Genomic DNA, 25,511 nt, shown 5'->3' on the forward strand with positions numbered 1-25,511 from the left:
CTGACGCGACCGCCCCTCCTCGGATCCGATCAGATCGGACGGGATCAGAACGCCTTGCGGACGCTCACGCCCCAGTAGCGGTCGTTGTCGCGCGGGACCCAGCGGATCACGCCGCCGAGCGAGCCATAGGCGATGTTCGACGAGTAGTGCTGGTTGGTGAGGTTCTTGACCACGCCGCGGATGGTCCAGCCGTTCTCCAGACCGACCAGAGCGACGTCGGCGTTCCAGATGCCGTAGGCCGGCTGGATCGTGTCGGGGGTCTCGCCGAGGGAGTACTGGGTCTTGTCCTTCCAGCTGTAGTCGGTGGACAGCTGCACGTCCCAGGCGTCGGAGGCGTGGATCGTGTACTGCACGTCGGTGTGGGTCTTCCACTTCGGCGCGAAGGGCAGAGGCTGGCCGTCGATGTTGCAGCTGGTCGCCGCGCCGACCGGGCAGTTGAAGTGGTCGACCTTGGCGTCGGTGCGCGCGAAGGAGAAGCCGATCCGCAGGGCGTCGATCGGACGCGCCGTGAAGTCGCCTTCCACGCCCTTGGACGAGACCTTACCGGCGTTGACCAGGCGGGTGACGATGGCGCCGCCGGCCGTGTCGCTGAAGTTGGCCTGATAGTTCTCGAACTTGGTGTCGTAGAGGGCCAGGCCCCCCGACAGCTTGCCGTCGAACAGGCTGCCCTTCACGCCGAGTTCCAGAGCCTTGGAAGTCTCCGGCTTCAGAGCGATCTCGTCGATCGCCTGCATGTTGAAGAAGGTGTTGAAGGCCGGGCCCTTATAGCCGCGCGAATAGGTCAGATAGACCATCGAGCCGGGCTTCAGGTCGTATTGCAGGCCGACCCGACCGCTCCAGCTGTTCTCGTCGGTCGAGCCGGAGCTGGTATGGTTGGGACGGATGCCGGTGACCGCCACCAGCGGGGTCGAGACGCGGGCGTGGTAATAGTCCAGCTGATCCCAGATCGCCCGGGCGCCCAGGATGCCGCGGAAGGTCGGGGTGAAGTTGAAGTTGCCTTCGCCATAGACCGCGTAGTTCGTGCCCTTGGTGCCATAACGGGCGGTGCCGGTGTCGGCGACCGTCGCGCCCGCGACGATGCGGGTCAGGTCGCGGCGATAGACCTCATTGGTCTCGGCGCGCATGTAGTAGGCGCCGGCCACATAGTCGAAGAAGCCGCCCTTGGGCGAGGTCAGGCGGAATTCCTGCGAGCTCTGCTTGAAGTCCACCAGGCCGTTGTCGATGGCGCTGGGGAAGTTGGCGTTGAGCGTCGGCAGCTGGTCGAAGTCCTGGAGCTGGTGGTTCTTCCAGTACCGGTAGGCGGTGATCGAGGTCAGCACATAGTCGCCGGCCTTGTAGTCGGCTTCCAGCGACAGGCCGCCATTGCGGTCCTTCACGGTGGAGCCCACCCCGGCGAGCGCGGTCTTGTTGTTGGCGCTGGCCGTCAGGCCGTAGCTGGCGAGGAAGGCGGCCAGGTTCGGATTGGCGGTCACCACGCCGGTCGGATAGGCGACCCGGTTGGTGGAGACGAAGACGCCGGTCGGGGTCGATTCCTTGCCCTGAACGAAGTCGGCGCCGAAGGTGAGCGTCAGGTTGTCGGTGGGCGTGGCGATCAGCTTCACGCGGGCGCCGTCATGGCTGTAGCCGTTGATCTTGCCGCCGCGCAGGCCGTCCGTGACGTTGCCGTCGTAGCGGGCGCCGATCACCGAGACGAGCCCGTTGACGTTCTCCATCAGCTTGCCGGAGACCGAGGCCTTCAGCCGGTACTCGGCGTTGTCGTAGTAGGCGGCCTCGACATAGCCTTGCGTGTCGGCGGTCGGGCTCTTGGTCACGATGTTGAGCACGCCGGCCGAGGCGTTCTTGCCGAACAGGGTGCCCTGCGGGCCGCGCAGCACCTCGATGCGCTCCAGGTCCATCAGGTCCAGGGTGGACTGGCCGGGACGGGCCAGGACCACGCCGTCGATGACCGTGGAGACCGACGGCTCGACGCCGGGCGAGGTGGTGATGGTGCCGACGCCGCGGACGAACACGGTGCGGTCCTTGTTGGACGCGCCGGTGCGGAAGTCGATGGTCGGTACGGCCTGGGCGATGTCGCCCAGATTGTTGAGGTTGCGGGCGGTGACCTGATCGCCGCTGACCACCGTGACCGCGATCGGCACGCTGTTCAGGGATTCCTCGCGGAAGCGGGCGGTGACCACCAGCTCGTCGATGGTGGTGGCGGCCGCGGATTCGGCGGCCGCCGCGGCGCCGGCGCCGGCGGTCGAGATCAGAGCGACGCTGACGAACAGCGCGCGCAGGCGAGCGGACTTGGCCGCCCGCGCGCCTCGGCATGAGCCTGAGAGCCATGGATATGCATTCGAATTTCCCCTTCACTTCGGCTTTTCCCGCCGATCGAGGGGCTCGCTTATCCCCATATGAACGGTAGGAATACGAAGATATTCTTTTCGCCCGTGGGCTTTTTCTGAATGGGTCCCCGCGGCCTGGGCCGCCGTTTCCCCCCCGATGGATCCGCCGCCGGCCTGTAGGTCCGGTCAACGAAGTCGCCTTGATGTAACGCCGGTATCCCCCCGCCGCAACGGCGCGGGGTCAGGTCTCGGCCGCAGTGAGCCTGGGAAGCCACAGCTGCAGCCAGCCCAGCGCCAGGAGGTAGGAGGCGGCGGCGATGATCAGCAGGGGCGCATAGCCCAGGCCGGCGTTGAGGATCTCACCCGCCAGCAGGACGATGCCCATGCCGGCGAAATTGCCGCACAGGGCGCCGAAGCTGGTCACCGAGCCGACCCGGGCCTTGGGCGTGATGTCGGCGATGGTCGAGAAGACGCTGACCGAGAATCCCTGGTGGGCGGCGAGCGTCAGGCCGAGCAAGCCGACCGCGGCCCACAGATTGTGCAGATAGATGGCCAGCGGCACGGGGGTCACCAGCAGGGCGCAGACCAGCATCATGCCCTTGCGCACGGTATTGATGCTGTGGCCGCGGGCGACCAGGCGCGCGGCGATCCATCCGGCCGCCAGCGACCCGGCGGCCGCCATGCCGTAGACGACCGCGAGCGGCGGACCGAGCTGGGCGACGCTCAGGCCGAACACCCGGTGGAAGAAGTCCGGGGCCCAGAACAGCAGCAGCCACCAGACCTGGTCCGACAGGGCCTTGGCGCCCGCCACGCCCCAGGTCTTGCGGTCCCAGAGCAGCTCGCGCAGGCCGGCTAGCGTGGTCTGGGGAACCTCGGGCGCCGTGCGGGCGAAGGTGACGCCGCGGGTCGCGGTCAGCCACAGCAGCACCCAGACGAAGCCGATGGCGCCGACCAGCAGGAAGGAGCCGCGCCAGCCGATGGCCAAGGCCAGGACCGGCAGGACCAGCGGCGTGACGATGGCCCCCACATTCGCGGCGCCGTTGGAGATCCCGAAGGCGACCGAGCGCATGCGGGCCGAGAACAGGGCGCCGATGGTCTTTACGAAGGAGGGCGTGCCCATGGACTCGGTGGCCCCCAGGGCCACCCGGGCGGCGGCGAACTGGCCGAAGCTCATCGACCACCCATGGGCCATGGCCGCCAGGCTCCAGGCCGCGACCCCGGCCGGAGTCGACCACTTGACCCCCAGCCGGTCGACGATCCAGCCGGTGCCCACATAGGCGAGCGCGGCGGCCAGCTGGAACAGGGAGGCGAGCTGGCCGTAGTCGGCGTCGTTCCAGCCCATGTCCTGTTCGATCATCGGCTTGAGCACCGCGATCACCTGGCGATCCACATAGTTGAGGATGCCGGCCAGGATGACGAGGCCCAGCAGGAACCAGCGCCGCTGCTCCGCGAGGCTGGGCGTCTCCACCTTTGAGATGTCCGTCATGTCCCCGCCCCGTTCGTCCCGGCTTTGCGCTGGTGACCTTTCGCGATCATCCCCGGTCGCGCCGGGGACGCCAAGCTAAAAGCCCAGTTCCGACATCTCGACCACGCGCTTCTCCCGGGCGCTGGTCTCGGCGGCGACGCCGATGGCCACGGCGCGCAGGCCGTCCTCGGCGGTGACCTGGACGGGGCCGCGGCCGCGCACGGCGTCGATGAAGGCCGCGATCTGGTAATAGGTCGAGCCGTGGTGGGTTCCGGCCTCCAGGATGGTGGGGTCGACCGGCACATGGGTGCGGACCGGCCGCTTGGGCTGGCCCAGCGGCACGCGGGGCGAATGGACGAGGTCGCCGGAGGGGATGAAGGCCTCGAGCTTGGCGACGTCGCCCACCGCGGTCAGGGCCTCCTGCTCCTCGGAGCCCTCGGCGAACATGTTGAGGTCCAGGAGCGCGCGGACGCCATTGGCGAAGTCCACCACCGTGAAGCTGTTGTCGATGATGTCGGGGCGCTCGCCGTCATAGCGCTCGTCCAGGTGATTGACGTCCATGGCGCCGGAGCAGAACACCCGCACCGGCTCGGCCTTCACGATCAGCCGCATCAGGTCGAAGAAGTGGCAGCACTTCTCGACCATGGTCCCGCCGGTGTTGCGCGAGAACCGGTTCCAGTCGCCGACCTTGACCAGGAAGGGGAAGCGGTGCTCGCGGATCGACAGCTGCACCAGCCGGCCGACATCGCCGCCCTCGATCGCCTGGATGAAGCGGGCGGCCGGCGGCATGAAGCGGTATTCCATGCCGGTCCAGAACACCGCCTTGAGCGCCTTGGCCTGGTCGGCCGCCCAGCGGGCGTCTTCGATGGTGGTGCAGAGCGGCTTTTCGCACAGGATGTTGAGGCCAGCGGCGAACAGCGGCTCCAGCACCTTCCTGTGGGTGTAGTTGGGCGAGACGACCAGCACGCAGTCGAGGTTCGCCTCGGCCAGCATGGTCGGGATGTCGGCATAGGTGGCGACCGGCCGACCGAGCTGCTTGACGCCCTTTTCCAGGCACTCCGGGACGGGGTCCTGTAAAGCCACGATCTCCGCCTCGGGGTGGAGTTTGAGGTTGCGGATGTGCTCGCGACCCATCATTCCAACGCCAACGATGCCGAAGCGCAGCTTTTCCATGATCGCGTCCCCTCAATTCCAGCTCGGAGGGTGGTCTTGACCCCTACCGTCAGCAGTCCTGGCCTGTCGCACGGGCGCCGCGCGCTCGGCAAGAGCGGCCTCACCGTCGCCCCCATCGCCTGGGGCATGTGGCGCTTCAAGGGGGCCGACGTGAAGGCCGCCCGGACCCTGGTGGAGACCGCGCTGGAGGCGGGCTTCGACCTGCTCGACACCGCCGACATCTACGGCCCCGACAATGGCGAGCCCTTTGGCGCCGCCGAAGCCCTGCTGGGCCGGGTGCTGGCCGAGGCGCCGGCCCTGCGCGACTGCTTCGTGCTGGCCACCAAGGGCGGCATCGAGATGGGCACGCCCTATAATTCGAGCCCCGACTATCTGGTCTCGGCTGTCGAGGCCTCGCTGAAGCGACTGGGCGTCGAGCGGATCGATCTTTGGCAGATCCATCGCCCGGACCACCTGGCCCATCCGGCCGAGATCGCCCGGACGTTCGAGACGCTCCGGGCCCAGGGCAAGGTGGCCGAGTTCGGGGTGTCGAACCACACCGCGGCCCAGACCGCGGCGCTCGCCGCCCACCTGCCCTTCCCGCTCGCCTCGATCCAGCCGGAGTTCTCGGCGCTGGCCATCGACGGCCTCTATGACGGGGTGCTGGACCAGGCCCTGGAGCGGAACTACGCCGTGCTGGCCTGGTCGCCGCTCGCCCAGGGCCGCCTGGCCGAGCCCAAGGAGGCCAAGGCCCTGGCCGTGGCCGCCGAACTCGCCACCGTAGCCCAGCGCGCCGGCGTGTCGACCACCGCGGCCGCCTATGCCTGGATCATGGCCCACCCGACGGGCGCCATCCCGATCGTCGGCTCGCAGCAGGTCGCCCGCATCCGCGAGGCCGCCGACGCCCTGAAGGTCCAATTCACCCGCGCCGAATGGTACGCCGTGCTCACCGCCGCCAGAGGAGTTCCCCTGCCATGACCCTCAACCCCTGCGAAGTCGCCTGGTTCAGCGCGCTCTGCGACGACGACTACGAGTTCCTGGGCGCGCCCGACCCGATGCTGCAGTCGAGCTTCGAGCACTGCCGCAACATCGCGCTGACCGCCGAGGCGGCGGGCTATGACAATCTGCTGCTGCCGTCAGGCTATGCGCTGGGCATCGACTCCACCGCCTTCTGCGCGGCGATCGCCCCGATGCTGAAGCGTATGAAGCTGCTGCTGGCCGTGCGCTGCGGCGAGATGTGGCCGCCGCAGCTGGCCCGCCAGATCGCCACCCTCGACCAGATGATGGGCGGCCGCCTGACCGTGAACATCATCTCCTCCGACATGCCCGGCGAGACCCTGGCCTCGGCCCCGCGCTATCAGCGCACGGTCGAGATCATGCAGCTCCTGAACCTGTTCCTCTCCGGCGAGGCGGTGGATTTCGAGGGCGAGTTCTACAGGTTCAAGCTGGACGCCCCGCGGATCTCCAAGACCCTGAAGCGCCGGGTGCCGCTCTATTTCGGCGGCCTGTCCGAGGACGCCCGCGAGGCCGCGGCCAAGGCGGCCGACGTCTATCTGATGTGGCCCGACACCCTGCCGGCGGTGACCGAGATCGTCACCGACATGCGGGCCCGCGCCGCCAAGCACGGCCGGGAGCTGAAGTTCGGCTACCGCGTCCACGTGGTGGTGCGCGAGACCGAGCAGGAGGCCCGCGACGCGGCCAGCCGCCTGCTCTCCAAGCTCGACGACGCCGAGGGCGACGCGATCCGCGCCAAGAGCCTGGATAGCGCCTCCTATGGTGTGCGCCGCCAGGCGGAGCTGCGCGCCGGGGCCGGCCATGACGGCTATGCCGAGGACAATCTGTGGACCGGCATCGGCCGGGCCCGCTCGGGCTGCGGCGCCGCCATCGTCGGCGACCCGGACCAGGTGCTGGCCAAGCTGAACGCCTATCGCGCGCTCGGCATGGACGCCTTCGTGCTGTCGGGCTATCCGCACGCCGCCGAGGCCGACCTGTTCGCCCGCCACGTCCTGCCCCGGCTGGACCACGCCCCGCTCAACATCGCCTGATCAGGCTTGCCCATGACCTATCGCGCTCCCCTCCGCAGCCTCGCCCTCGCGCTCAAGACCGCGGGCCATCCGGCCCTGGTCGGCCAGGCCTTCGCCGAACTGGACGAGGACACCGTCACCGCCGTGCTGGAGGCCGCCGGCGCCTTCTGCGAGAGCGAGCTCGCGCCCCTGAACCGGGGCGGCGACCAGGTCGGGGCCAAGTACGCCAATGGCAAGGTCACGGCCGCGCCGGGCTTTGCGGCCGCCTATCAGGCCTTTGTCGCCCAGGGCTGGAACTCGCTGTCGGCCGATCCGGAATTCGGCGGCCAGGGCCTGACCAAGGCCATGGAGCTGGCGGTGTTCGAGATGACCCACGCCGCCAATATGGCGTTTGGTCTGTGCCCCATGCTGACCCAGGGCGCCATCGAGGCGCTGGCCCTGCACGGCACCGAGCGGCAGAAGACCCTGATCCTGCCCAAGCTGGTCTCCGGCGAGTGGACCGGGACCATGAACCTGACCGAGCCCCAGGCCGGCACCGATCTGGCGGCGGTCACCACCCGCGCCGAGCCGGACGGCGAAGGCGGCTACCGGCTCTACGGCCAGAAGATCTTCATCACCTGGGGCGACCACGACGCGGCCGACAACATCTGCCACCTGGTGCTGGCCCGCCTGCCCGACGCGCCTCCGGGCGTGAAGGGCATCAGCCTGTTCCTGGCCACCAAGCGGCTGGTGGACGACCAGGGCCAGCTGGGCGACCCCAACGACCTGCGCCCCGGCTCGATCGAGCACAAGCTGGGCATCCACGGTTCGCCCACCTGCGTCATGCTGTTCGAGGGCGCCAAGGCCGAGCTGGTCGGCGAGCTGAACAACGGTCTCGCCCACATGTTCGTCATGATGAACGCCGCCCGGCTGCAGGTCGGCGTCCAGGGCGTGGCCATCGCCGAGCGGGCCTTCCAGCAGGCCCTGGCCTTCGCCCAGGAGCGCAAGCAGGGCCGCACCGCCTGGGGCGGCGACGGCATCTTCGGCCACCCGGATGTGCGCCGCATGCTGACCCTGATGAAGGCCAAGATCGAGGCCGCCCGCGCCATCTGCATCACCACCGGGGTGCTGGCCGACCTCGCCCGCCTCGCCCCCACCGAGGCCGAGCGCGCCGTCGCCAAGGCCCGCCAGGAGCTGTTCACCCCGATCGCCAAGGCCTGGTCCACCGATGTGGGGGTCGAGGTCGCCTCCCTGGGCGTCCAGGTCCATGGCGGCATGGGCTTCATCGAGGAGACCGGCGCGGCCCAGCACTACCGCGACGCCCGCATCGCCCCGATCTATGAGGGCACCAACGGCGTCCAGGCCATCGACCTGGCCGGCCGCAAGCTCGGCATGCAGGACGGCGCCGTCATGGACGCGCTGTGCGCCGAGATGAACCAGACGGTCCGTGATCTGAAGGCCGCCGCCGGGCTGGAGCAGGTCGGCGAGCGGCTCGACGCCGGGGTCGCCGCCCTGGAGCGGGCGACCGACTGGATGCTGGCCCACAAGGGCCCCGACGCCCTGTCGGGCGCCACGGCCTATCTGAAGCTGGCCGGCGACGTGATCGGCGGCTGGATGCTGGGCCGCCAGGCCCTGCTGGTCGCCGAGGGCGACGACGCCTGGTCGAAGAGCAAGGCGGCGCTGGCCCGGGTCTATGCCGGCCAGATTCTCGCCCAGGCGCCCGGCCTCGCCGATGGCGTCATGGACGGCGGCGCCGACCTGGAGAGCCTGTCCGCCGAGGTGCTGGGCAGCTAGCCCGTCAGGGCCTCGGGCGCGACCTCGGTCTCGGTCATCAGGCGGGCGATCTCGGTCAGCAGCGCGGCGGCCGAGATGGGCTTGGCCACCACGCCGTTCATGCCGGCCGCCAGATAGGCGGTCTGCTGGTGGACCATGACATTGGCCGTGAGCCCGATGATCGGGACCGCGGCCACCGCCCCGCCCAGGCTGCGGATGACGCGGGTGGCTTCCACCCCGTCCATCACCGGCATCTGGACATCCATCAGGATCAGATCGAAGGCGCCGGCCCGGGCGGCCTCCACCCCGGCCGCGCCGTCCTCGGCCTCGGCCACCTCGGCGCCGAGCCGGCCCAGCAGGGTGCGGGCGACCAGCCGGTTGGTGGCGTTGTCCTCGACCACCAGCACCCGCAACCCCTGGAGCACCTGGTCGTGGAGGGCGGCCTCGGCCACCGGCTCGGCGGCGGGGGCCACGAAGTCGATCCAGAAGGTCGAGCCCTGGCCCTCGCGGCTGGAGAAGCCGATATGGCCACCCATCATCTCCACCAGGGCGCGGGTGATCGACAGGCCGAGCCCGGTGCCGCCGAACCGCCGGGCCGTCGAGCCCTCGGCCTGGCGGAAGCGCTCGAACAGCTTGGACTGGACGGCGGGCGCGATGCCGATGCCGGTGTCCTGAACCTCCAGCCGCACCCGGCGGGTGCCGTCGGAGACGGCCCTCAGGCTCAGTCGGGCCGTGACCCCGCCTGAGGCCGTGAACTTGATGGCGTTGCCCAGCAGGTTGAACATGGCCTGGCGCAGGCGCAGGGGATCGGCCTCGATCCACAGGTCCTGGCCCTGGACCTCGGCGCGGAAATCCAGCCCCTTGGAGGCGGCGTCGGTCCCCAGCAGGCCCATTACCCCCTCGAGCGCGGCGACCACGCTCATCGGCTCGGGCGTCAGGTCGAGCTGGCCGGCCTCGATCTTGGAGAAGTCCAGCACGTCGTTGAGCAGCTGGGACAGCATGCGGCCGCAGTCATTGGCCCGACGCATCAGCTCGCGGCCCTCGGCCGAGATCGGCTCGGCGTCGAGGAGGTGGAGGGCGCCCAGCACCCCGTTCATCGGCGTGCGGATCTCGTGGCTGATATTGGCCAGGAACTCGGCCTTGGCCTGGTTGGCGGATTCGGCCTCGGCCTTGGCCTCTTCCAGGGCGCGCGCGGTGGCGACCTGGTCGGTGATGTCGCGGCTGACATGCACGACGCCGACCGGAACGCCCTCCTCCACCAGCAGCTTGGCGTGGGTCTGCAGCCACAGCCAGCGGCCGTCCTTGTGCTGGAAGCGGACGGTGAAGACCAGGGGCTCGCCGGGGCTGGCGTTCATCCGGGCCACCGCGGCGTCGACCTCGGGCACGGACTCCGCCGCGATCACGTCGTCGACCACCTTGCCCAGCAGATCCTCCGGCGCGAAGCCCAGGACGGTCCGGCAGGAGGGCGAGAGATAGATGTGACGGCCGTCCATGTCGGTGCGGGCGATAACGTCGGTGACGTTGTCGGCGAGCATCCGGTACTGATCCAGGCTCTCCTTCAGCTGGCGCTGGGCGGCCTGGGCCGAAGGGGTCTCCTTGGCGCGGCTGAAGGCGAAGATCAGGCTGAGGCAGGACGCGGCCCAGATCGGGGCGAGCTGCAGGAGGCTGTGACCGTCGCGCAGGCTGATCATGGCCATGGCCCCGACCGCGGGGGCCGCGCCGGCGACCATGAACACGACGGGCGAGCTGTAGACCAGGCAGGCGGCCAGGGCGACGACGCTGAGCGCCACGACCAGGGCCGTGGCCTGCCCCTCCAGGGTGCCGGAGTTCCAGAACAGCACCCCGATCGCCAGCCACCACAGGTTATTGGCGGTGAAGCTGGCCACGAAGCTCGCGCGGCGCAGGGCGCCGACCTTGCGACCGCGCGCCTGCTCGCGGGCCGAGACCCAGAGCCAGGCCTCGATGGCGAGGCCGATCGCGAACCACAGGCCCACCAGCCGGGCCGGCAGCAGCATCAGGGAGAGCCCGCCGGCCGCCACATCGAGCAGCAGCTTGGAGCCCGTGACGCGGTGCACCAGCAGGGCCGCCTCGTCCAGCATCACCCCCAGCGACGCGCGCGGGGGGGCGGGGACGGCGGATGAACTGTGCGCCGGGTCTTGAGTCATGGGCTCCTCTGCATGAGCTTCGATCCGCCGATTTGCCCCACGGCGCCTCAGAGCTTTGCTAACCGGGGGGTGCGGCATATTGCTACGCAGCATTGAGCGGCGCTGTAACCTCGCCGCCGCCCGGACCGTATTCAGCTGGAAACCCGCCGGAGCGCCCGGGGGCCAGGAGACGGAAACCATGTCCCTTCGCTTCGCCGCCGCGGCCCTGACCGCCGCCCTCGCCCTGGCCGGCGCCGCCCAGGCCCAGCCCCTGACCGTGGTCGAGCTGTTCACCAGCCAGGGCTGCTCCTCCTGCCCGCCGGCCGACGCCAATCTGGCGACCCTGGCGGCGCGGCCGGACATTCTGGCCCTCAGCTTCGGGGTCACCTACTGGGACCAGCTGGGCTGGAAGGACACCTTCGCCCAGAAGGCCTTCACCGCCCGCCAGCAGGACTACGCCAAGGGCCTGGGCCATGACGGGGTCTGGACGCCCCAGGTGGTGGTCAATGGCCGCGTCGATGTGGTCGGGACCACCATGGGCGAGATCGAGGGCGCGCTGCGCAAGGCGCCGGCCGCCCCGGGCCCCGTCATCCAGATCTCCGCGAGCCAGGCCCGCGTCGCGATCACCGCCGGCCAGCGCCTCCCGCGCCCCGCCCAGGTCTGGCTGGTCCGCTACGAGCCGCAGACTGTCCGCGTGCCGGTCAAGCGCGGCGAGAACGGCGGCAAGACCCTGCCGATCACCCACGTGGTGCGGGAGCTGACCAAGCTGGGCGACTACGCCGGCGGCCAGGCGACCTACCCCCTGCCGGCGGCGACGAACGGCGCCCTCAGCACCGCCGTCCTGATCCAGTCCGGCCCCGGCGGCCCAATCCTGGCGGCGGGGCGGGGTTAGGCCGCCGCAAGCGCCGGATGGTCGTGCAGGCTGGCGTCCAGGCCCGCCCCCATCAGGTCGATGAAGTTGTCGCGGTAGAAGCGACGCTTCGCGGTCTCGCTCACCCCCTCCAGGGCGTCATTGAACCGCTTCAGCGGATTGCGGCCGCCTTCCACGTGCGGGAAGTCGGAGGAGAACAGGCACATTTCCTCGCCGGAATTGGCGATGATCCAGGCGGTGTCCTCGTGCGGATAGGGGGTGACGCGCAGCTGGCGGCGCAGGATCTCGCTGGGCCTGGCCGACAGCTTCTGCAGCCGTTCCTCCTTGCCGAAGGCCGCCGCGCCGGAGTCCATGAACCGCATCAGGCTGGGCAGCCACGAGGCGCCCAGCTCGATCGCCCCCCACTTCAGCCGGGGGAAGCGGTCGAAGACCCCGTCGATCACCAGCACCGACAGGGTCTGCCAGATCGAGATCGGGATGGTCATGAAGCTGGTCGAGGTGAAGTTCTCCGCCCCGCCGTGGAAGTCCAGCACGCGCGGCCCGCCATTGTTGAAATAGGCCTCGTGCATCTTCTCCTCGCCGCCGACGTGGAAGAGGATCGGCACGCCGGCCTCCTGGGCCACGGCCCACAGGGGATCGAGGGCGATGTGGCTGGGCGAATGATGCGGCGGATGGCGCGAGGGGATGATCAGGCCCTTGCAGCCCATCTCGATGGCCTCGCGGGCGATGTCGGCGGCGCGATCCAGGTCCACCAGGGTGACATAGCCGGTCGGCAGCAGGCGGCGGTCGACCGAGCAGAAGTCGGTCATCATGCGGTTGTGGGCCCGGGCGCCCTCGACGGCGAGTTCGACCTCGCCCATCTCCTCCAGGCCGTAATTGCCCAGAGCCGCGGTGGTGAACACCAGCTGGCTGGTGAAGCCCAGCAGGTCGAGCGCCTTGGGCCGGTCTGAGTTGCGGAACGAGCCCATGGCCTGGAAGTTCTTACGCAGCAGCAGATTGGCCTCGTCGCCGGCGCGGAACTCGGGATCGTCATGCAGGGCCTGGGCCTTGGCCGACCATTCGACCAGGGTGTTCTTGGCGGCGGTCTTCTCGGCGAATTCGGCGCGGCGGCCGGCCTCGACATAGGGGATGATGGCCCCCGGAAGCTCCATCACATGACTGTCGGCGTCATGGATGGTCTGACCCTCAACATAAGCCATGGCGTTCTTCCCTGATGAGTTCTGATCTTTCCGGCAGTTCGGACCCAAGGGGACCTGGCGTCAAGCTGTTCGCGCGCCATCCGGCCCTGGTCGCCCGCGACCTGATCGGCATGACCCTGACGGTGAACGGGGTCGGCGGGGTGATCGTCGAGACCGAGGCCTATCATCACGAGGATCCGGCCAGTCACGCCTTCAACGGCCCGACTCCGCGCAACGCGGCCATGTTCGGGCCGATCGGCCGGGCCTATGTCTATCGGTCCTACGGCCTGCACTGGTGCCTGAATGTCGTCTGCGGCGAGACCCCGGGCAGTGCGGTGCTGATCCGGGCCCTGGAGCCGACGGCGGGGATCGAGATCATGCGGGCGCGGCGGGGAACGGAGGCCCTGGGTCTGCTGTGCGCCGGGCCGGGCCGGCTGTGCCAGGCTCTGGCCGTCACGCGGGCGCAGGACAGCGCCCCGCTGGACGAAGCGCCCTTCGAGCTGAAACCGTCGATGCAGGATATCGAGATCGTCGTGGGGCCGCGGATCGGCCTCACCAAGGGGGTCGAGACCCCCTGGCGGTTCGGTCTGGCCGGCTCAAGGTTCCTGAGCCGGCCGTTCCCGAAAGGCTAGGTCCTAGAGCTGGGCCAGCAGGTAGTCGGCGGCCGAGACCTTGAACTCGCCCGGGGCCTCGACATTGAGCTCGGTGACCACGCCGTCCTTGACGATCATGGAATAGCGCTGCGAGCGCTGGCCCATGCCGAACTTCGAGGCGTCCATCTCCAGGCCCACGGCCTTGGTGAACTCGCCCGAGCCGTCGGCCAGCATCAGGATGGTGTCGCCGACCTTCTGGTCCGCGCCCCAGGCCTTCATCACGAAGGCGTCGTTGACCGACAGGCAGGCGATCGTGTCGACGCCCTTGCCCTTGATCTGGTCGGCCAGCTCCATGTAGCCGGGCACGTGCTTGGCCGAGCAGGTGGGCGTGAAGGCGCCGGGCACGGCGAACAGGGCGACGGTCTTGCCCTTGAAGATCTCGTCGACCGTCATCGGGCGCGGGCCCTCGGACGTACCGGCGGTCAGGGTGAGGGCGGGCAGCTTGTCACCAACCTTGATGGTCATGGCGTCTCTCCGTGGATGTTGTTCCTGCCCAGATAACAGCGCTGGACGAAGCTTCAACGTCCAATCGGCCGCCGTGGACTTGAAAGGGTCATGAGCCGGGACAATTCTATGATCATGGACGACACGGGCTTCCTGACCGGCCAGCTGTTGATCGCCATGCCCGGCATCGGCGACCCGCGATTCGAGCGCGCCCTGATCTATGTCTGCATCCACGACGAGACCCACGCCGTGGGCCTGGCGGTCAATCGCCCGGTCGAGGGCCTGACCGTGCCCGACCTGCTGCAGCGCCTGGAGATCGAGGCCGCCATCGCCGTGCCCGAGAGCCTGGTGCTGATGGGCGGACCGGTGCAGCGGGAGCGCGGCTTCGTCCTTCACACCGACGACTACAAGGCCGCCGAGGGCACGGTGGAGATCGGCGAGGGCGTGGCGCTGACCGCCACCCGCGAGGCGCTGGAGGCCATGGCCGGCCAGATCCCGCCGCCCCGGCGCTCGATCCTGGCGCTCGGCTATTCCGGCTGGGGCGCCGGCCAGCTGGAGCGCGAGATCCGCGAGAATGTCTGGCTGACCTGCGCCTCGGACGAGACCCTGCTGTTCGGCGACGACTACGGTCACAAGTGGAACATGGCTCTGGCCAAGCTGGGCGTCGATCCGGGCCTGCTGACGGCGACGGCGGGGCGGGCTTAGCCGCGGGCCTTCACCGGGGCTGCGCCGTCCACATAGCTTTCGTTGAGATAGACTTCGGCCTCCTGGGGCGACAGGGCCGGCGCATAGCCGAAGCCCTGGCCGTAGTCGCAGCCGAGCGACAGGAGCTGGCGGGCCATGCCGGCGTTCTCGACGCCCTCGGCCACCACTTCCAGCGATAGGTCCTGGCCCAGCTTGACGACCGAGGAGACGATCTTCGCCGAGCCCTCGTTGGTGGCCATGGTGCGCACGAAATAGCGGTCGATCTTCAGCGTATCGAAGGGCAGGCGGGTCAGGTAGCTGAGCGACGAGAAGCCGGTGCCGAAGTCGTCCAGCGCCAGGGCCGCGCCGGCCTCGCGCAGCTTGCCCAGGATGATCGCCGCGCGGTCGGGGTCGCGCATGACATCGCCCTCTGTGACCTCCAGCTTGAGCGCCCCGGGCGGCAGGCCGGTCTCGCGGCGGATGCGCTTGACGTCGTCGACCAGGTCGGGCCGGTCGATCTCGCCGGTCGACAGGTTGACCGCCACGGTCAGCTCGCCGGCGGCCCGGTGATCGCGGCGCCAGACGGCCAGCTGCTGGGCGGCCTCGTGCATCATCAGGGCGCCCAGTTCGCTCATCAGCCCCATCTCCTCGCAGAGCGGCAGGAACTGGTCGGGATTGAGCAGGCCCCGGCGCGGATGGCGCCAGCGGACCAGGGCCTCGAAGCCGGACAGGGCGCCGGTCGAGAGCCGCACGATGGGCTGGTAGAAGGCGGTGAGCTCGCCGCGGCCGATGGCGCCGCGCAGATCGCTTTCCATGGCCAGGCGCGACAGGCCGTCGCTTTCCATGGTGCGGCCATAGGCGGCCGCCCCGCCGCGTCCGCCGCTCTTGGCCGATTCCACGGCCAGTTCCGCCCGTCGCAGCAGTTCGGCGGCCTCGGGCGCGTCCTCGCCGCCCTGGGCTTCCACGGCGCCGATGGAGAGGGTCGGGTGAATGTCGAAGCCGGCGATACGCAGGGGCTGTTCCAGGGCCGCGCGCAGGGTCTCTGCGGCGCTGACCCGGCCGGCGGGCGCCAGCACGGCGAACTCGTCCTCGCCCACCCGGGCCAGCAGGACGCCGGGCGCGAAGGCGGCGGCCAGGCGCGAGCCGAGCGCGGCCAGCACCAGGTCGGCGCGCTCATGGCCGAGCGCCTCGTTGAGGCGGCGCAGACGGTCGAGGTCGGCGACCACCAGCTCGTGAGCGCCGGGGCTCTGCAGCCGCTCGCGGGCGCGGGTGACGAAACTCTTGCGATCGAGCAGGCCGGTCAGCTGGTCCTGGTCGGAGGCGGCGAACTTGGTCTCGGGCGCCACCACGCCGGCGGCCCGGACGCCCTCCTCCAGCCAGACGCCGCGCCAGATGCAGGTGCCGGCGCCGCGCATCCGCAGGCGCACCGCGATCTCGCAGCCGGGGGGTTGGACGCGCAGGATATCCTCTGCCATGGCCCGGTCCTGGGGCATGGCGAGCGCGCGCATGGCGGCGGAGGAGCATTCGGGGGCGAGCGGGCCGAGGCCCAGGGCGCGCGAGGCGCCGGTCACGCGCAGGCGGTCCCGCTCCGGCTCCCAGAGCCAGAGGGCGACGTCCGCGGCGCCCAACGCTTCCAGCGTCGTCGTGGCGTCCCAGATCCAACGGTCGTTCGGCATCGCCTCAAGACTTCCGGCCACAACCCGCCGGTGAGCGGGTACTTGCTCTAGACCGACACACCCTCTTCCGGCCCGTCGTGCGCGCGAAGCGGCGAGACGAGCCCGAACAGGACATGATCGCGCCAGACGCCGTTAATTTTCAGATAAGCCTTAGCAAAGCCTTCCTCGGAAAACCCGGCCTGGTTGAGAAGCCGGCGCGAGGGCTGGTTCTCCGGAAGGCAGGCGGCCTCCAGGCGGTGCAGGGCCAGACTGCGGAACGAGAACAGCACCAGGGCCCGGACCGCGCGAAGGGTAAGCCCCTGGCGGGCATAGGGTTTCCCGCACCAGTAGCCGACCGATCCCATCTGGGCGACGCCGCGGCGGACATTGGAGAGGGTGATGCCGCCGGTCAGCGCACCGTCCTGGGCGCGGAACACGAAGAACGGATAGGCCGATCCCACCTCCCGGTCGCGGGCGTAAGCCGTCAATCTGCGCCGAAAGGCCGCGCGGCTGAGATCGTCGGCCGGCCAGGTCGGCTCCCAAGGCTGCAGAAACTCCCGCGAGCGGGAGCGCAGGTCGCGCCATTCGGGATAGTCGCTGGCCTTGGGCGGACGCAGATAGATGCCGTCGCCATCGACGCGTAGGCCGCTTTCCGGCGCGATCCAGTCCAGCAGGGCCATGGGCGCAGAGCCTCGCCTGATTTGCGCGCCCGTCAATAGGCGGAAATCACCCGAACAGGGCGCGGGGGAAGGCCTCGGCCGCCTTGAGCGCCGCCTTGGGGCCGAGCACGCTCACCGCCGCGCGGCCGGAGGCCAGCATGCCGGTCCCGATGCGGACGAGATCGGCGGCCTCGACCCGGTCGATGTCGCGGGCGACTTCCTCGGGCGTCAGCACCCGGCCGAACAGCAGGACCTGGCCGGCGGCCTGTTCGGCGCGGGACAGGGGCGACTCGCGGGCCATGAACAGGCCGGACTTCAGCTGGGCCTTGGCGCGGGCCAGTTCGGCGGGCGCGATGCGCTCCGCCAGGCCCATGATCTCGCCGGCCGCCACCTTGGCGAGCTCGGCGGCGTCGCCGGCCGCGCAGCCGGCGAACACGCCCATCACCCCGGTCTCGGCATAGGTCTCGGCATAGGCGTCGACCGCATAGGCCAGACCCCGCTTCTCGCGGGCTTCCTGGAACAGGCGCGACGCCATGCCGCCGCCGAGGATCTCGGCGAACAGGCGGAGCGCGAAATAGTCCTCGTGCAGCACGCCGACGGTCGGCAGCAGGAAGACCAGATTGGCCTGCTCCAGCCGCTTGGCCTCGACCACGGCGCCGCCGGTGAAGGCCGCGGCGGGCGGCTCCGCGGCGCCCTCGCCCGTGGCCTGGCCGAAGTCGCGCTCAGCCAGGCGCAGCACCTCGGCCTCGTCGACCGCGCCGGAGGCGGCGAAGATCAGGGTCTGTGGCGCATAGAGCTCGCTGCGCCAAGCCGCCAGGCTCTCGGGCGTGGCGGGCGCGATCGAGGCGTCGGTGCCCAGGATGGAGCGGCCCAGCGGCTGGTCGGCGAAGGCCGCGGCCTGGGCCATTTCGAAGACGATATCGTCGGGGGTGTCGGCCGCCTCGGCGATCTCCTGGCCCACCACCTGCTTCTCGCGGGCGAGGTCGGCGGGATCGAGATTGGGGCGCAGCACCAGGTCGGCCAGCACGTGGGAACCGAGGTCCAGTCCGCCCGCGAGCGCGCGAACCTGGAAGCTGGTGCGCTCATAGCCCGTGGCGGCGTTGACCTGGCCGCCCTCGGCCTCGATCACCTCGACGATCTCGCGGGCGGAGCGGTCGCCCGCGCCCTTGAACACCATGTGCTCGAGCAGGTGCGACCAGCCGGAGCGCTGGGCGTCCTCGAACCGGGCGCCGCGGCCGGCGACGACCGAGAGGGCCACGGTCTGCAGGCCGGGGATCGGATCGCAGACGACCCGGACCCCGTTCTTGAGGGTGTGAAGGCTGGCCAAGCCCGCCTCAGGCCTCCGCGAAGGCGCGGACATAGGCCTTGATGACCTCCGCATCGGCCGGCAGGCGGTCATAGCGCTCCGGCTTGCCAGCCAGGGACTGAGCCTTGCGCGGCATGGCCGGGGTCTCGCCGGTGGCGGCGTGGACCGCTTCCGGGAACTTGGCGGCGTGGGCGGTGGACAGGATGACGACCGGCGCGGTGTGGTCGCGCAGGCGGCGGAAGGCCGCCACGGCCACGGCGGTGTGCGGGTCGATCAGCTCACCGGTCTCGTTCAGGGTGGCGACGATGGTGCGGGTGGTGTCGCCCTCGCCCACGGCCACGCCGGTGAAGGTCTCGCGCATCAGGGTCAGCGCCTGGGGCGGGATGTCGATGACGCCGGTCTCGTTGAAGGCCTTGAAGGCCCGGGCGGTCTCGACCCCGTCGCGGCGGACGCACTCGTAATAGAGCCGCTCGAAGTTGGAGGCCGACTGGATGTCCATGGCCGGCGACTGGGTCGCGGCCACGGCGCCGCGGACATAGCGGCCCTCCTCGAAGGCGCGGGCCAGGATGTCGTTGGAATTGGTGGCGATGACGATGCGGGCGATCGGCAGGCCCATGCGCTTGGCGACATAGCCGGCGAAGCCGTCGCCGAAATTGCCCGAGGGCACGGCGAAGGACACCTCCCGGTGCGGCGCGCCGAGCGCCACGGCAGTGGTGAAGTAGTAGACCGACTGGGCGACGATGCGGGCGAAGTTGATCGAATTGACCGCCGACAGGCCGACCGACTGCTTCAGGGACTGGTCGCTCAGCGCCTGCTTCAGGATGGTCTGGCAGTCGTCGAAGGTGCCGGCCACGGCCACGCAGCGGACATTGGATTCCGCAGCCGTGGTCATGAAGCGGCGCTGCACCTCGCTGATGCGGCCGTCCGGGAACATGGCGACGATGCGGGTGTTGGCCCGGCCGCGGAAGGCCTCGACCGCCGCGCCGCCGGTGTCGCCGGAGGTGGCGCAGAGAATGGTCTGGGTGCGCTTCTGAAGCCCCAGCACATGGTCCGACAGGCGGGCCAGCAGCTGCATGGCCACGTCCTTGAAGGCGAGGCTCGGGCCATGGTGCAGTTCGGCCAGGAAGCCGCCGGGCGCGATCTGCACCAGGGGCGTCACCGCGGCATGGGTGAAGCTGGCATAGGCCTCGGCGCACATGTCGGCGAGGATCTCGGCCGGAATCTCGTCGCCGGTGAAGCGGCCCAGCACGGCGGTGGCCACCTCGGCATAGGGCTTGCCCGCGAAGGCCGCGATCTCCTCGTGCGAGAAGGTCGGCCATTCCTCGGGGACATAGAGACCGCCGTCGGGGGCGAGGCCCGCCAGGATCGCGTCGACAAAGCCGACCGAGGGCGACTGCCCCCGCGTGGAGACGTACCGCATCAATCTTTCCACTTGCGCCAGAGGACGGCCGCATAGACGCCCGCCAGGGCGACCGCAAGGCCGAACCAGGTCAGCGCGTATTCCAGATGCCGATTGGGGATGTCGATCGGCACGGGGGCCGGGACCAGGGCCGGCCAGTCGGGATTGGTCGGGGTCTCGGCCATCAGCACCAGGGGCGCGGGCTTTACGGCGCCGAGCGCCTTGGCCATGCCCTGCGCATCGCGCCAGTACCAGTGATTGCGGGCGACGTCGTTGGGCGGGGTGACGAAGGTCGGCTTGTCGGGACGCCGCAGCACGCCGGTCAGGGTGAAGGGGGTCGCGTCAGCCGCGTTGATCGGCGGGCGGCCGGTCGCCGTCTGGGCCACGAAGCCGCGGTCGACCAGGATGGAGTCATAGCCGCCGTCCGCGACCTGGCAGACCGAGATCAGGCGCAGGCCGGCCTCGCCGTCGCGGACCGCGTAGAGTTCCAGGAACGGCTTCCGCGGCAGGCCGGGGCAGACGACCGTGACGCGGGTGAAGTCGGTCTCGCCGCCGGCGGCCATCTCGGTCAGGGCCTTGGACAGCGGACGGGCGGGCGCCGCCTGCAGGGCCGCGATGCGGGCGAGCAGGGCTTCTTTCCAGGCGAGGCGCTGGACCTGCCAGACGCCGAGGCTGATCAGGATGGCGAAGGCGATGGCCGTGGCGACCGTCAGGCCGATCGGGAAGCGCTTGGACCGGTCAGTCGTCATGCCGCGCTTCGGAGGCCCGGTTGGCGAACTGGGCCGCCAGCATGAGGCCCTTCATCGGACGCAGCAGACCCAGGCAGACCACCACGGTCAGCGGCAGCCAGATGATCAGGTGCACCCAGATGGGGGGATGGATCGTGAATTCGGTGAACAGGGCGGCGAAGGCCACCAGGAAGCCGGCGATCATGATCACGAAGACGGCGGGGCCGTCGCCGGAGTCGCCCTTGGCCAAATCATAGCCGCAGGATTCGCAGGTCTTCGAAACCGTGAGGAACCCCTCGAAGAGGGGCCCCTCGCCACAGTTGGGGCAGCGACCGGCCAGTCCCGCCAGGAACGGATTATGACCGGTCGCCATGTCCCTTAGCCGGCCGTCACGGCGCCGCCGAAGATCACGTAGATGAACGCGAACAGGAACAGCCAGACCACATCGACGAAGTGCCAGTACCAGGCCGCCGCCTCGAAGCCGAAGTGTTGCTTCGGGGTGAAGGCGCCGCCCATCAGGCGGATCAGGCAGACCGCCAGGAAGATGGTGCCGATCAGCACGTGGAAGCCGTGGAAGCCGGTGGCCATGAAGAAGGCCGAACCATAGAGGCCCGCGTTCGAGGCTTCTTCCGAGAAGAAGTACTTATGCTCGAGGATGTGGGCGTATTCGAAGGCCTGGATGGAGGTGAACATCACGCCCAGCAGGATGGTCAGGATCAGGCCGATCTTGGCGCCCTTGCGGTCGCCGGTCTGCAGCGCGTGGTGGGCCCAGGTGACCGTGGTGCCCGAGAGCAGCAGGGTGAGCGTGTTGACCAGCGGCAGGTTCCAGGCGGTGACCGTCTCGACGCCCTTGGGCGGCCAGGTGGCCCAGGCGGTGCGCACTTCCTCAATCGAGGAGAGCGTGCGGTGGTGATGGAACAGGGCCATCTCGAAGAAGATCCAGAACCACGCCACGAAGAACATCACCTCGGAGGCGATGAACATGATCATGCCGTAGCGCAGGCCGATCGAAACGACCGGCGTGTGATCGCCCTTGTTGGCTTCCTTGACCACGTCCGACCACCAGCCGAGCATGGTGAACAGGACGCCGGCCAGACCGGCGTAGAAGAGCCACGAGGTGCCCTTCTCCAGGCCGAACAGGCCCTTCATCCAGGTCACACCGCCCAGCGCCATGATGGTCGCGGAGGCGGAGCCCACCAGCGGCCACGGGCTCGGGTTCACAAGGTGGTAGTCGTGCTTGACGTCGCCCGCAGACATTTCGGTCCTAACCCCTCTCAAAGTCCATGGCCGACTCGTCTCTCCCCAGTCGGCGCAAGATATTTCGCGTCACGCTATAGCCCTGCCCTGGGCGTTCCGCCAAGGGCTGAAGGCGTCTTGGGCTGCGATGCATCGGCGCGTTTGGCCCCGTTGCTCGGTCCCACGGCAGGATAGAAGGTGTAGGAGAGGGTGACCTCCCCCTTTCCCTTGGTGTTCACGTCGGTCGCATATTGCGGATCGACGAAATAGACGACCGGGAATTCGACGGTCTTGCCCGCCGCGATCGTCTGGTCGGAGAAGCAGAAGCACTCGAGCTTCTGGAAGTAGGAGCCGGCCTGCTCGGGCACCACGTTATAGACGGCGTGGCCGGTGAGCGGCTTGTCGGAGGTGTTGGTGACCTTGAAATAGGCCAGGCCCGTCTCGCCGATCTTGACCTTCTGGGAGGTCTGCTCGGCCGTGAAGTCCCACGGCAGGTCGTGCACATTGGCGTCGAAGCGGATGGTCAGGGTCTTGCCCAGCACCTCGGTCGGCGCGGCCTTGGCCTGGCGGATCGTGCCGTCATAGCCGGTCAGCTGGCAGAAGGCCTTGTAGAGCGGCACCGAGGCGTAGGCCGCCCCGACCATGCCGAAGAACACGACGCCGCAGATGATGGCGACCATCCTGTTGCGGCGGACCGAGGGGTCGGCCGGCGCGGAAACTTGGGGATCAGAAGGGTCTTTGAGCGACATTGGCGCCAAGCCTAACAAGGGTCACGACGAACACGAGGACGACGAACAGTCCTAGCCCCAGCGCCAAGGCGATATTGCGGCCGCGGCGCGCGCGGGCAGCCTCGGGGCTTTCGAGATTGGGGTCACTCACAGCACGGCTCCCATGGGCGCGACGCCCAGCAGATGTTCGGCCAGCAGGGTGGCGAACAGCAGGGTGAGATAGAGGATCGAGAAAGCGAACAGATTGCGGGCGTCCTTGGATCCGGCCTTCACGTCATAGAGGCCGTCGTCCTGGCGCTCGTCCGGCGCCTCGCCCGAGCGGGACTTGAACACCCGCCAGGCCAGGATGAGGAACACCGCCCCGCCCAGGGCCGACACCGCCAGATATGGCGCGCCGCCCAGGCCGGTCAGGACCGGCGCCAGGCAGAAGGGCACGAACAGGATGGAATAGATCAGGATCTGCTTGCGGGTGGAGGCCGGGCCCGCGGTCACCGGCATCATCGGCACGCCGGCCTTGGCGTAGTCCTCGCTGGTGTAGAGCGAGAGCGCCCAGAAGTGGGCCGGGGTCCACATGAAGATGATGGCGCAGAGCAGCCAGGCGTTCAGGGGAACAGAGCCGGTCGCGGCCGCCCAGCCGATGACCGGCGGCAGGGCGCCGGCGAGACCGCCGATGACGATGTTCTGGGGCGTCGAGCGCTTGAGCCACATCGTATAGACGACGGCGTAGAAGAAGATGGTGAAGGCGAGCAGGCCGGCGGCCAGCCAGTTCACCGTCATGCCGAGCAGCATGACCGAGAACATCGACAGCACCACGCCGAGCGCCAGGGCGTCGGCGCTCTGGACCCGGCCCGCCGGGACCGGACGGCCCCGGGTGCGGCGCATCTTGGCGTCGATATCGGCGTCGAACCACATGTTCAGCGAGGCCGAGGCCCCCGCCCCCACGGCGATGCACAGCACCGCCACGGCGCCCAGGATCGGATTGATCGGGGCGTTGGCGCAGATCATCCCGGTGATCGCGGTGAAGATCACCAGCGACATGACCCGAGGCTTCATCAGCTGCAGGTAGTCCTGCCAGCGGGCGGGCATGGCGCGGGGAACGGCGGGAGACATCGCCATGGTTCTACTCTCAAAACGGAAGAAGGGCGCGCGCCGGATCGTCCCAGCCCGCGCCCTCTTCGACTTCTAGGCGGCGCGGACCTAGTGCAGGTCCGGCTTGACCACCGGCAGTTCATTGAACTGGTGGAACGGCGGCGGCGAGGACAGGGTCCACTCCAGGGTCGTGGCGCCCACGCCCCAGGGGTTGGCCTCGGCCTTGCGGCGACGCACCGCGGCTTCCAGCAGCACCAGCAGGAACACCGCCACGCCCACCACGGTCACGACGTAACCGTAGGAGGAGACCTTGTTCCAGTAGGCGAAGGCTTCCGGATAGTCGACATACCGGCGGGGCATGCCCTGCAGACCCAGGAAGTGCTGCGGGAAGAAGATCAGGTTCACGCCGACGAAGGTGATCCAGAAGTGCAGCGCGCCGAGGAACTCGTTGTACTTCACGCCCCAGATCTTCTCGAACCAGTAGTAGAAGCCGGCGAAGATCGCGAACACCGCGCCGAGGCTGAGCACGTAGTGGAAGTGCGCGACCACGTAATAGGTGTCGTGCAGGCTGTAGTCGATGCCGGCGTTGGCGAGGACCACGCCGGTCACGCCGCCGACGGTGAACAGGAAGATGAAGCCGATCGCCCAGAGCATGGGCGTCTTGAAGTCGATCGACCCGCCCCACATCGTCGCGATCCAGGAGAACACCTTCACGCCCGTGGGCACGGCGATGACCATGGTCGCGGCCACGAAGTAGGCGCGCAGATTGATGCTCATGCCGACGGTGTACATGTGGTGCGCCCACACGACGAAGCCGACGAAGCCGATGGCGACCATGGCGTAGGCCATGGCGAGGTAACCGAAGACCGGCTTCTTCGAGAAGGTCGACACGATGTGGCTGATGATGCCGAAGCCGGGCAGGATCAGGATGTACACTTCCGGGTGACCGAAGAACCAGAACAGGTGCTGGTACATGATCGGATCGCCGCCGCCGGCGGGATCGAAGAAGTGGGTGTGGAAGTTCCGGTCGGTCAGCAGCATGGTGATCGCGCCGGCCAGGACGGGCAGCGAGAGCAGCAGCAGGAAGACGGTGACCAGCACCGACCACACGAACAGCGGCATGCGGTGCAGGGTCATGCCCGGCGCGCGCATGTTGAAGATGGTGGTGATGAAGTTGATGGCGCCCAGGATCGAGCTGGCGCCGGCCAGGTGGAGCGCGAGGATGGCGCAGTCCATGGCCGGGCCGGGATGGCCCGAGGTCGAGAGCGGCGGATAGGCCGTCCAGCCGCCGCCGAAGCCGCGACCCGGACCGCCGTCCACGAACAGCGAGGTGCACAGCATCACCCAGGCGGCGACCAGCAGCCAGAAGGAGATGTTGTTCATCCGCGGGAAGGCCATGTCCGGCGCGCCGATCATCAGCGGCACGAACCAGTTGCCGAACCCGCCGATCAGCGCCGGCATGACCATGAAGAAGATCATGATCAGGGCGTGGGCGGTGACCACGGCGTTGTAGCCATGCTTGGTCTGCTCAACCAGGCCCAGCAGGTGGACCGGCGAGTCGGGACGGAAGATCTGAATGCCCGGCTCGGCCAGTTCCCAGCGGATCAGGCCCGACAGGGCGCCGCCCACCAGACCCGCCATGATGGCGAAGATCAGGTAGAGGGTGCCGATATCCTTGTGGTTCGTCGAAAACAGCCAGCGCACCAGGAACGGCGGCTTGTGGTCGTGATCGTCGTGAGTGTCGTGAGCGGCAGAATGCGCCATCGGTCGCTATCCTAGATCATTTCGCGGCCGGCGCCGCGGCGGGCGCAGGCAGGGAGACAGGCTTCGCAGCGGCGGCCGGAGCGGCCGCGGCGACCCCCGGATCGCCTTCGACGTCCAGGCCTTCCGACGCCCCCGGCCCGATCTCGCCCCCGTCCTGGCCGCCGTCTCGGGCTATTCCGGCTTCCGCCTGCAGAATCCGATCAATGATCCGCACAAGTTGACGAGATCGCGGTGTCCAGGGCGCCAGTTATTCCGC

Annotated in this window: 23 protein-coding genes; 6 read left to right on the forward strand and 17 right to left on the reverse strand. The window is 69.1% G+C overall.

Going from position 1 to position 25,511, the window contains the following annotated elements; translation table 11 throughout:
* Positions 1 to 44: 44 nt before the first annotated feature.
* The 3 genes from MQH10_RS15335 to MQH10_RS15345 all read right to left on the reverse strand — a co-directional run bounded on the left by MQH10_RS15335 (position 45) and on the right by MQH10_RS15345 (position 4,962).
* Complete coding sequence (locus MQH10_RS15335) at positions 45 to 2,177, reverse strand: TonB-dependent receptor (RefSeq protein ID WP_242564899.1); 2,133 nt, start codon at positions 2,175 to 2,177, stop codon at positions 45 to 47.
* Positions 2,178 to 2,565: 388 nt separating this feature from the next.
* Positions 2,566 to 3,810: an MFS transporter gene (locus tag MQH10_RS15340; RefSeq protein WP_242564900.1), complete on the reverse strand. Its 1,245-nt coding sequence runs from the start codon at positions 3,808 to 3,810 to the stop codon at positions 2,566 to 2,568.
* A gap of 75 nt (positions 3,811 to 3,885) precedes the next feature.
* Positions 3,886 to 4,962, reverse strand: a complete 1,077-nt coding sequence (locus tag MQH10_RS15345) for a Gfo/Idh/MocA family protein (protein WP_242564901.1) — start codon at positions 4,960 to 4,962, stop codon at positions 3,886 to 3,888.
* Between the two features lie 36 nt (positions 4,963 to 4,998).
* Between MQH10_RS15345 and MQH10_RS15350 the strand changes: the two genes are divergently transcribed.
* From MQH10_RS15350 to MQH10_RS15360, 3 genes are read left to right on the forward strand one after another with little or no spacing between them, the layout of a single operon-like run.
* Positions 4,999 to 5,919, forward strand: a complete 921-nt coding sequence (locus MQH10_RS15350) for an aldo/keto reductase (protein WP_242564902.1) — start codon at positions 4,999 to 5,001, stop codon at positions 5,917 to 5,919.
* Positions 5,916 to 6,986 (forward strand): LLM class flavin-dependent oxidoreductase, encoded by a 1,071-nt coding sequence (locus MQH10_RS15355; protein ID WP_242564903.1) that lies wholly within the window; start codon positions 5,916 to 5,918, stop codon positions 6,984 to 6,986. Before MQH10_RS15350 ends, MQH10_RS15355 begins: the two co-directional genes overlap by 4 nt.
* Positions 6,987 to 6,998: 12 nt before the next feature.
* Positions 6,999 to 8,738, forward strand: coding sequence for an acyl-CoA dehydrogenase family protein (locus MQH10_RS15360; RefSeq protein ID WP_242564904.1), 1,740 nt, complete (start codon positions 6,999 to 7,001; stop codon positions 8,736 to 8,738).
* Here MQH10_RS15360 and MQH10_RS15365 read toward each other — a convergent pair.
* Entirely contained in the window at positions 8,735 to 10,882 is a 2,148-nt protein-coding gene (locus MQH10_RS15365) for a hybrid sensor histidine kinase/response regulator (protein ID WP_242564905.1), read from the reverse strand. The genes MQH10_RS15360 and MQH10_RS15365 overlap by 4 nt on opposite strands.
* Positions 10,883 to 11,060: 178 nt before the next feature.
* On the opposite strand from MQH10_RS15365, the gene MQH10_RS15370 reads away from it, so the two are divergent.
* Positions 11,061 to 11,753, forward strand: a complete 693-nt coding sequence (locus MQH10_RS15370; RefSeq protein ID WP_242564906.1) for a DUF1223 domain-containing protein — start codon at positions 11,061 to 11,063, stop codon at positions 11,751 to 11,753.
* Here the strand turns inward: MQH10_RS15370 and MQH10_RS15375 are convergent.
* Positions 11,750 to 12,931 carry an amidohydrolase family protein gene (locus MQH10_RS15375; protein ID WP_242564907.1) on the reverse strand — a complete coding sequence of 394 codons (1,182 nt, stop codon included), beginning with the start codon at positions 12,929 to 12,931 and terminating at the stop codon, positions 11,750 to 11,752. The genes MQH10_RS15370 and MQH10_RS15375 overlap by 4 nt on opposite strands.
* Before the next feature lie 14 nt (positions 12,932 to 12,945).
* Here MQH10_RS15375 and MQH10_RS15380 point away from each other — a divergent pair, with 14 nt between their 5' ends.
* Positions 12,946 to 13,542 (forward strand): DNA-3-methyladenine glycosylase, encoded by a 597-nt coding sequence (locus MQH10_RS15380; RefSeq protein ID WP_242564908.1) that lies wholly within the window; start codon positions 12,946 to 12,948, stop codon positions 13,540 to 13,542.
* Between the two features lie 3 nt (positions 13,543 to 13,545).
* Here MQH10_RS15380 and MQH10_RS15385 read toward each other — a convergent pair whose 3' ends face one another.
* Entirely contained in the window at positions 13,546 to 14,028 is a 483-nt protein-coding gene (locus MQH10_RS15385) for a peroxiredoxin (protein WP_242564909.1), read from the reverse strand.
* 90 nt (positions 14,029 to 14,118) lie between these two features.
* Between MQH10_RS15385 and MQH10_RS15390 the strand changes: the two genes are divergently transcribed.
* Entirely contained in the window at positions 14,119 to 14,712 is a 594-nt protein-coding gene (locus MQH10_RS15390) for a YqgE/AlgH family protein (protein WP_242564910.1), read from the forward strand.
* Here the strand turns inward: MQH10_RS15390 and MQH10_RS15395 are convergent.
* From MQH10_RS15395 to ctaD, 11 genes are all read right to left on the reverse strand, one after another.
* The gene (locus tag MQH10_RS15395; protein ID WP_242564911.1) at positions 14,709 to 16,367 is read right to left on the reverse strand and encodes a putative bifunctional diguanylate cyclase/phosphodiesterase; all 1,659 of its coding nucleotides are present in this window, start codon (positions 16,365 to 16,367) and stop codon (positions 14,709 to 14,711) included. The genes MQH10_RS15390 and MQH10_RS15395 overlap by 4 nt on opposite strands.
* Positions 16,368 to 16,414: 47 nt before the next feature.
* The gene (locus MQH10_RS15400; protein WP_242564912.1) at positions 16,415 to 17,026 is read right to left on the reverse strand and encodes a GNAT family N-acetyltransferase; all 612 of its coding nucleotides are present in this window, start codon (positions 17,024 to 17,026) and stop codon (positions 16,415 to 16,417) included.
* A gap of 46 nt (positions 17,027 to 17,072) precedes the next feature.
* Entirely contained in the window at positions 17,073 to 18,365 is a 1,293-nt protein-coding gene (locus MQH10_RS15405) for a M16 family metallopeptidase (RefSeq protein ID WP_419720780.1), read from the reverse strand.
* Positions 18,340 to 19,731, reverse strand: a complete 1,392-nt coding sequence (thrC, locus tag MQH10_RS15410; RefSeq protein ID WP_242564914.1) for a threonine synthase — start codon at positions 19,729 to 19,731, stop codon at positions 18,340 to 18,342. Before thrC ends, MQH10_RS15405 begins: the two co-directional genes overlap by 26 nt.
* Complete coding sequence (locus MQH10_RS15415) at positions 19,731 to 20,459, reverse strand: SURF1 family protein (RefSeq protein ID WP_242564915.1); 729 nt, start codon at positions 20,457 to 20,459, stop codon at positions 19,731 to 19,733. The genes thrC and MQH10_RS15415 overlap by 1 nt, the downstream gene beginning before the upstream one ends.
* Positions 20,449 to 20,811, reverse strand: a complete 363-nt coding sequence (locus MQH10_RS15420; protein ID WP_242564916.1) for a DUF983 domain-containing protein — start codon at positions 20,809 to 20,811, stop codon at positions 20,449 to 20,451. Before MQH10_RS15420 ends, MQH10_RS15415 begins: the two co-directional genes overlap by 11 nt.
* Before the next feature lie 5 nt (positions 20,812 to 20,816).
* Positions 20,817 to 21,695 (reverse strand): cytochrome c oxidase subunit 3, encoded by an 879-nt coding sequence (locus MQH10_RS15425; RefSeq protein WP_242564917.1) that lies wholly within the window; start codon positions 21,693 to 21,695, stop codon positions 20,817 to 20,819.
* A 74-nt stretch (positions 21,696 to 21,769) separates the two neighbouring features.
* Positions 21,770 to 22,423: a cytochrome c oxidase assembly protein gene (locus tag MQH10_RS15430; RefSeq protein ID WP_242564918.1), complete on the reverse strand. Its 654-nt coding sequence runs from the start codon at positions 22,421 to 22,423 to the stop codon at positions 21,770 to 21,772.
* On the reverse strand, positions 22,401 to 22,553 hold the full coding sequence (locus MQH10_RS15435) for a hypothetical protein (protein ID WP_242564919.1): 153 nt from the start codon (positions 22,551 to 22,553) through the stop codon (positions 22,401 to 22,403). The genes MQH10_RS15430 and MQH10_RS15435 overlap by 23 nt, the downstream gene beginning before the upstream one ends.
* Entirely contained in the window at positions 22,550 to 23,518 is a 969-nt protein-coding gene (gene cyoE, locus MQH10_RS15440; protein WP_242564920.1) for a heme o synthase, read from the reverse strand. Before cyoE ends, MQH10_RS15435 begins: the two co-directional genes overlap by 4 nt.
* Positions 23,519 to 23,599: 81 nt before the next feature.
* Complete coding sequence (gene ctaD, locus MQH10_RS15445) at positions 23,600 to 25,255, reverse strand: cytochrome c oxidase subunit I (protein WP_242564921.1); 1,656 nt, start codon at positions 25,253 to 25,255, stop codon at positions 23,600 to 23,602.
* Positions 25,256 to 25,511: the final 256 nt, after the last annotated feature.

The sequence above is a fragment of the Phenylobacterium aquaticum genome (assembly GCF_022695515.1).
Lineage (GTDB): Bacteria > Pseudomonadota > Alphaproteobacteria > Caulobacterales > Caulobacteraceae > Phenylobacterium > Phenylobacterium aquaticum.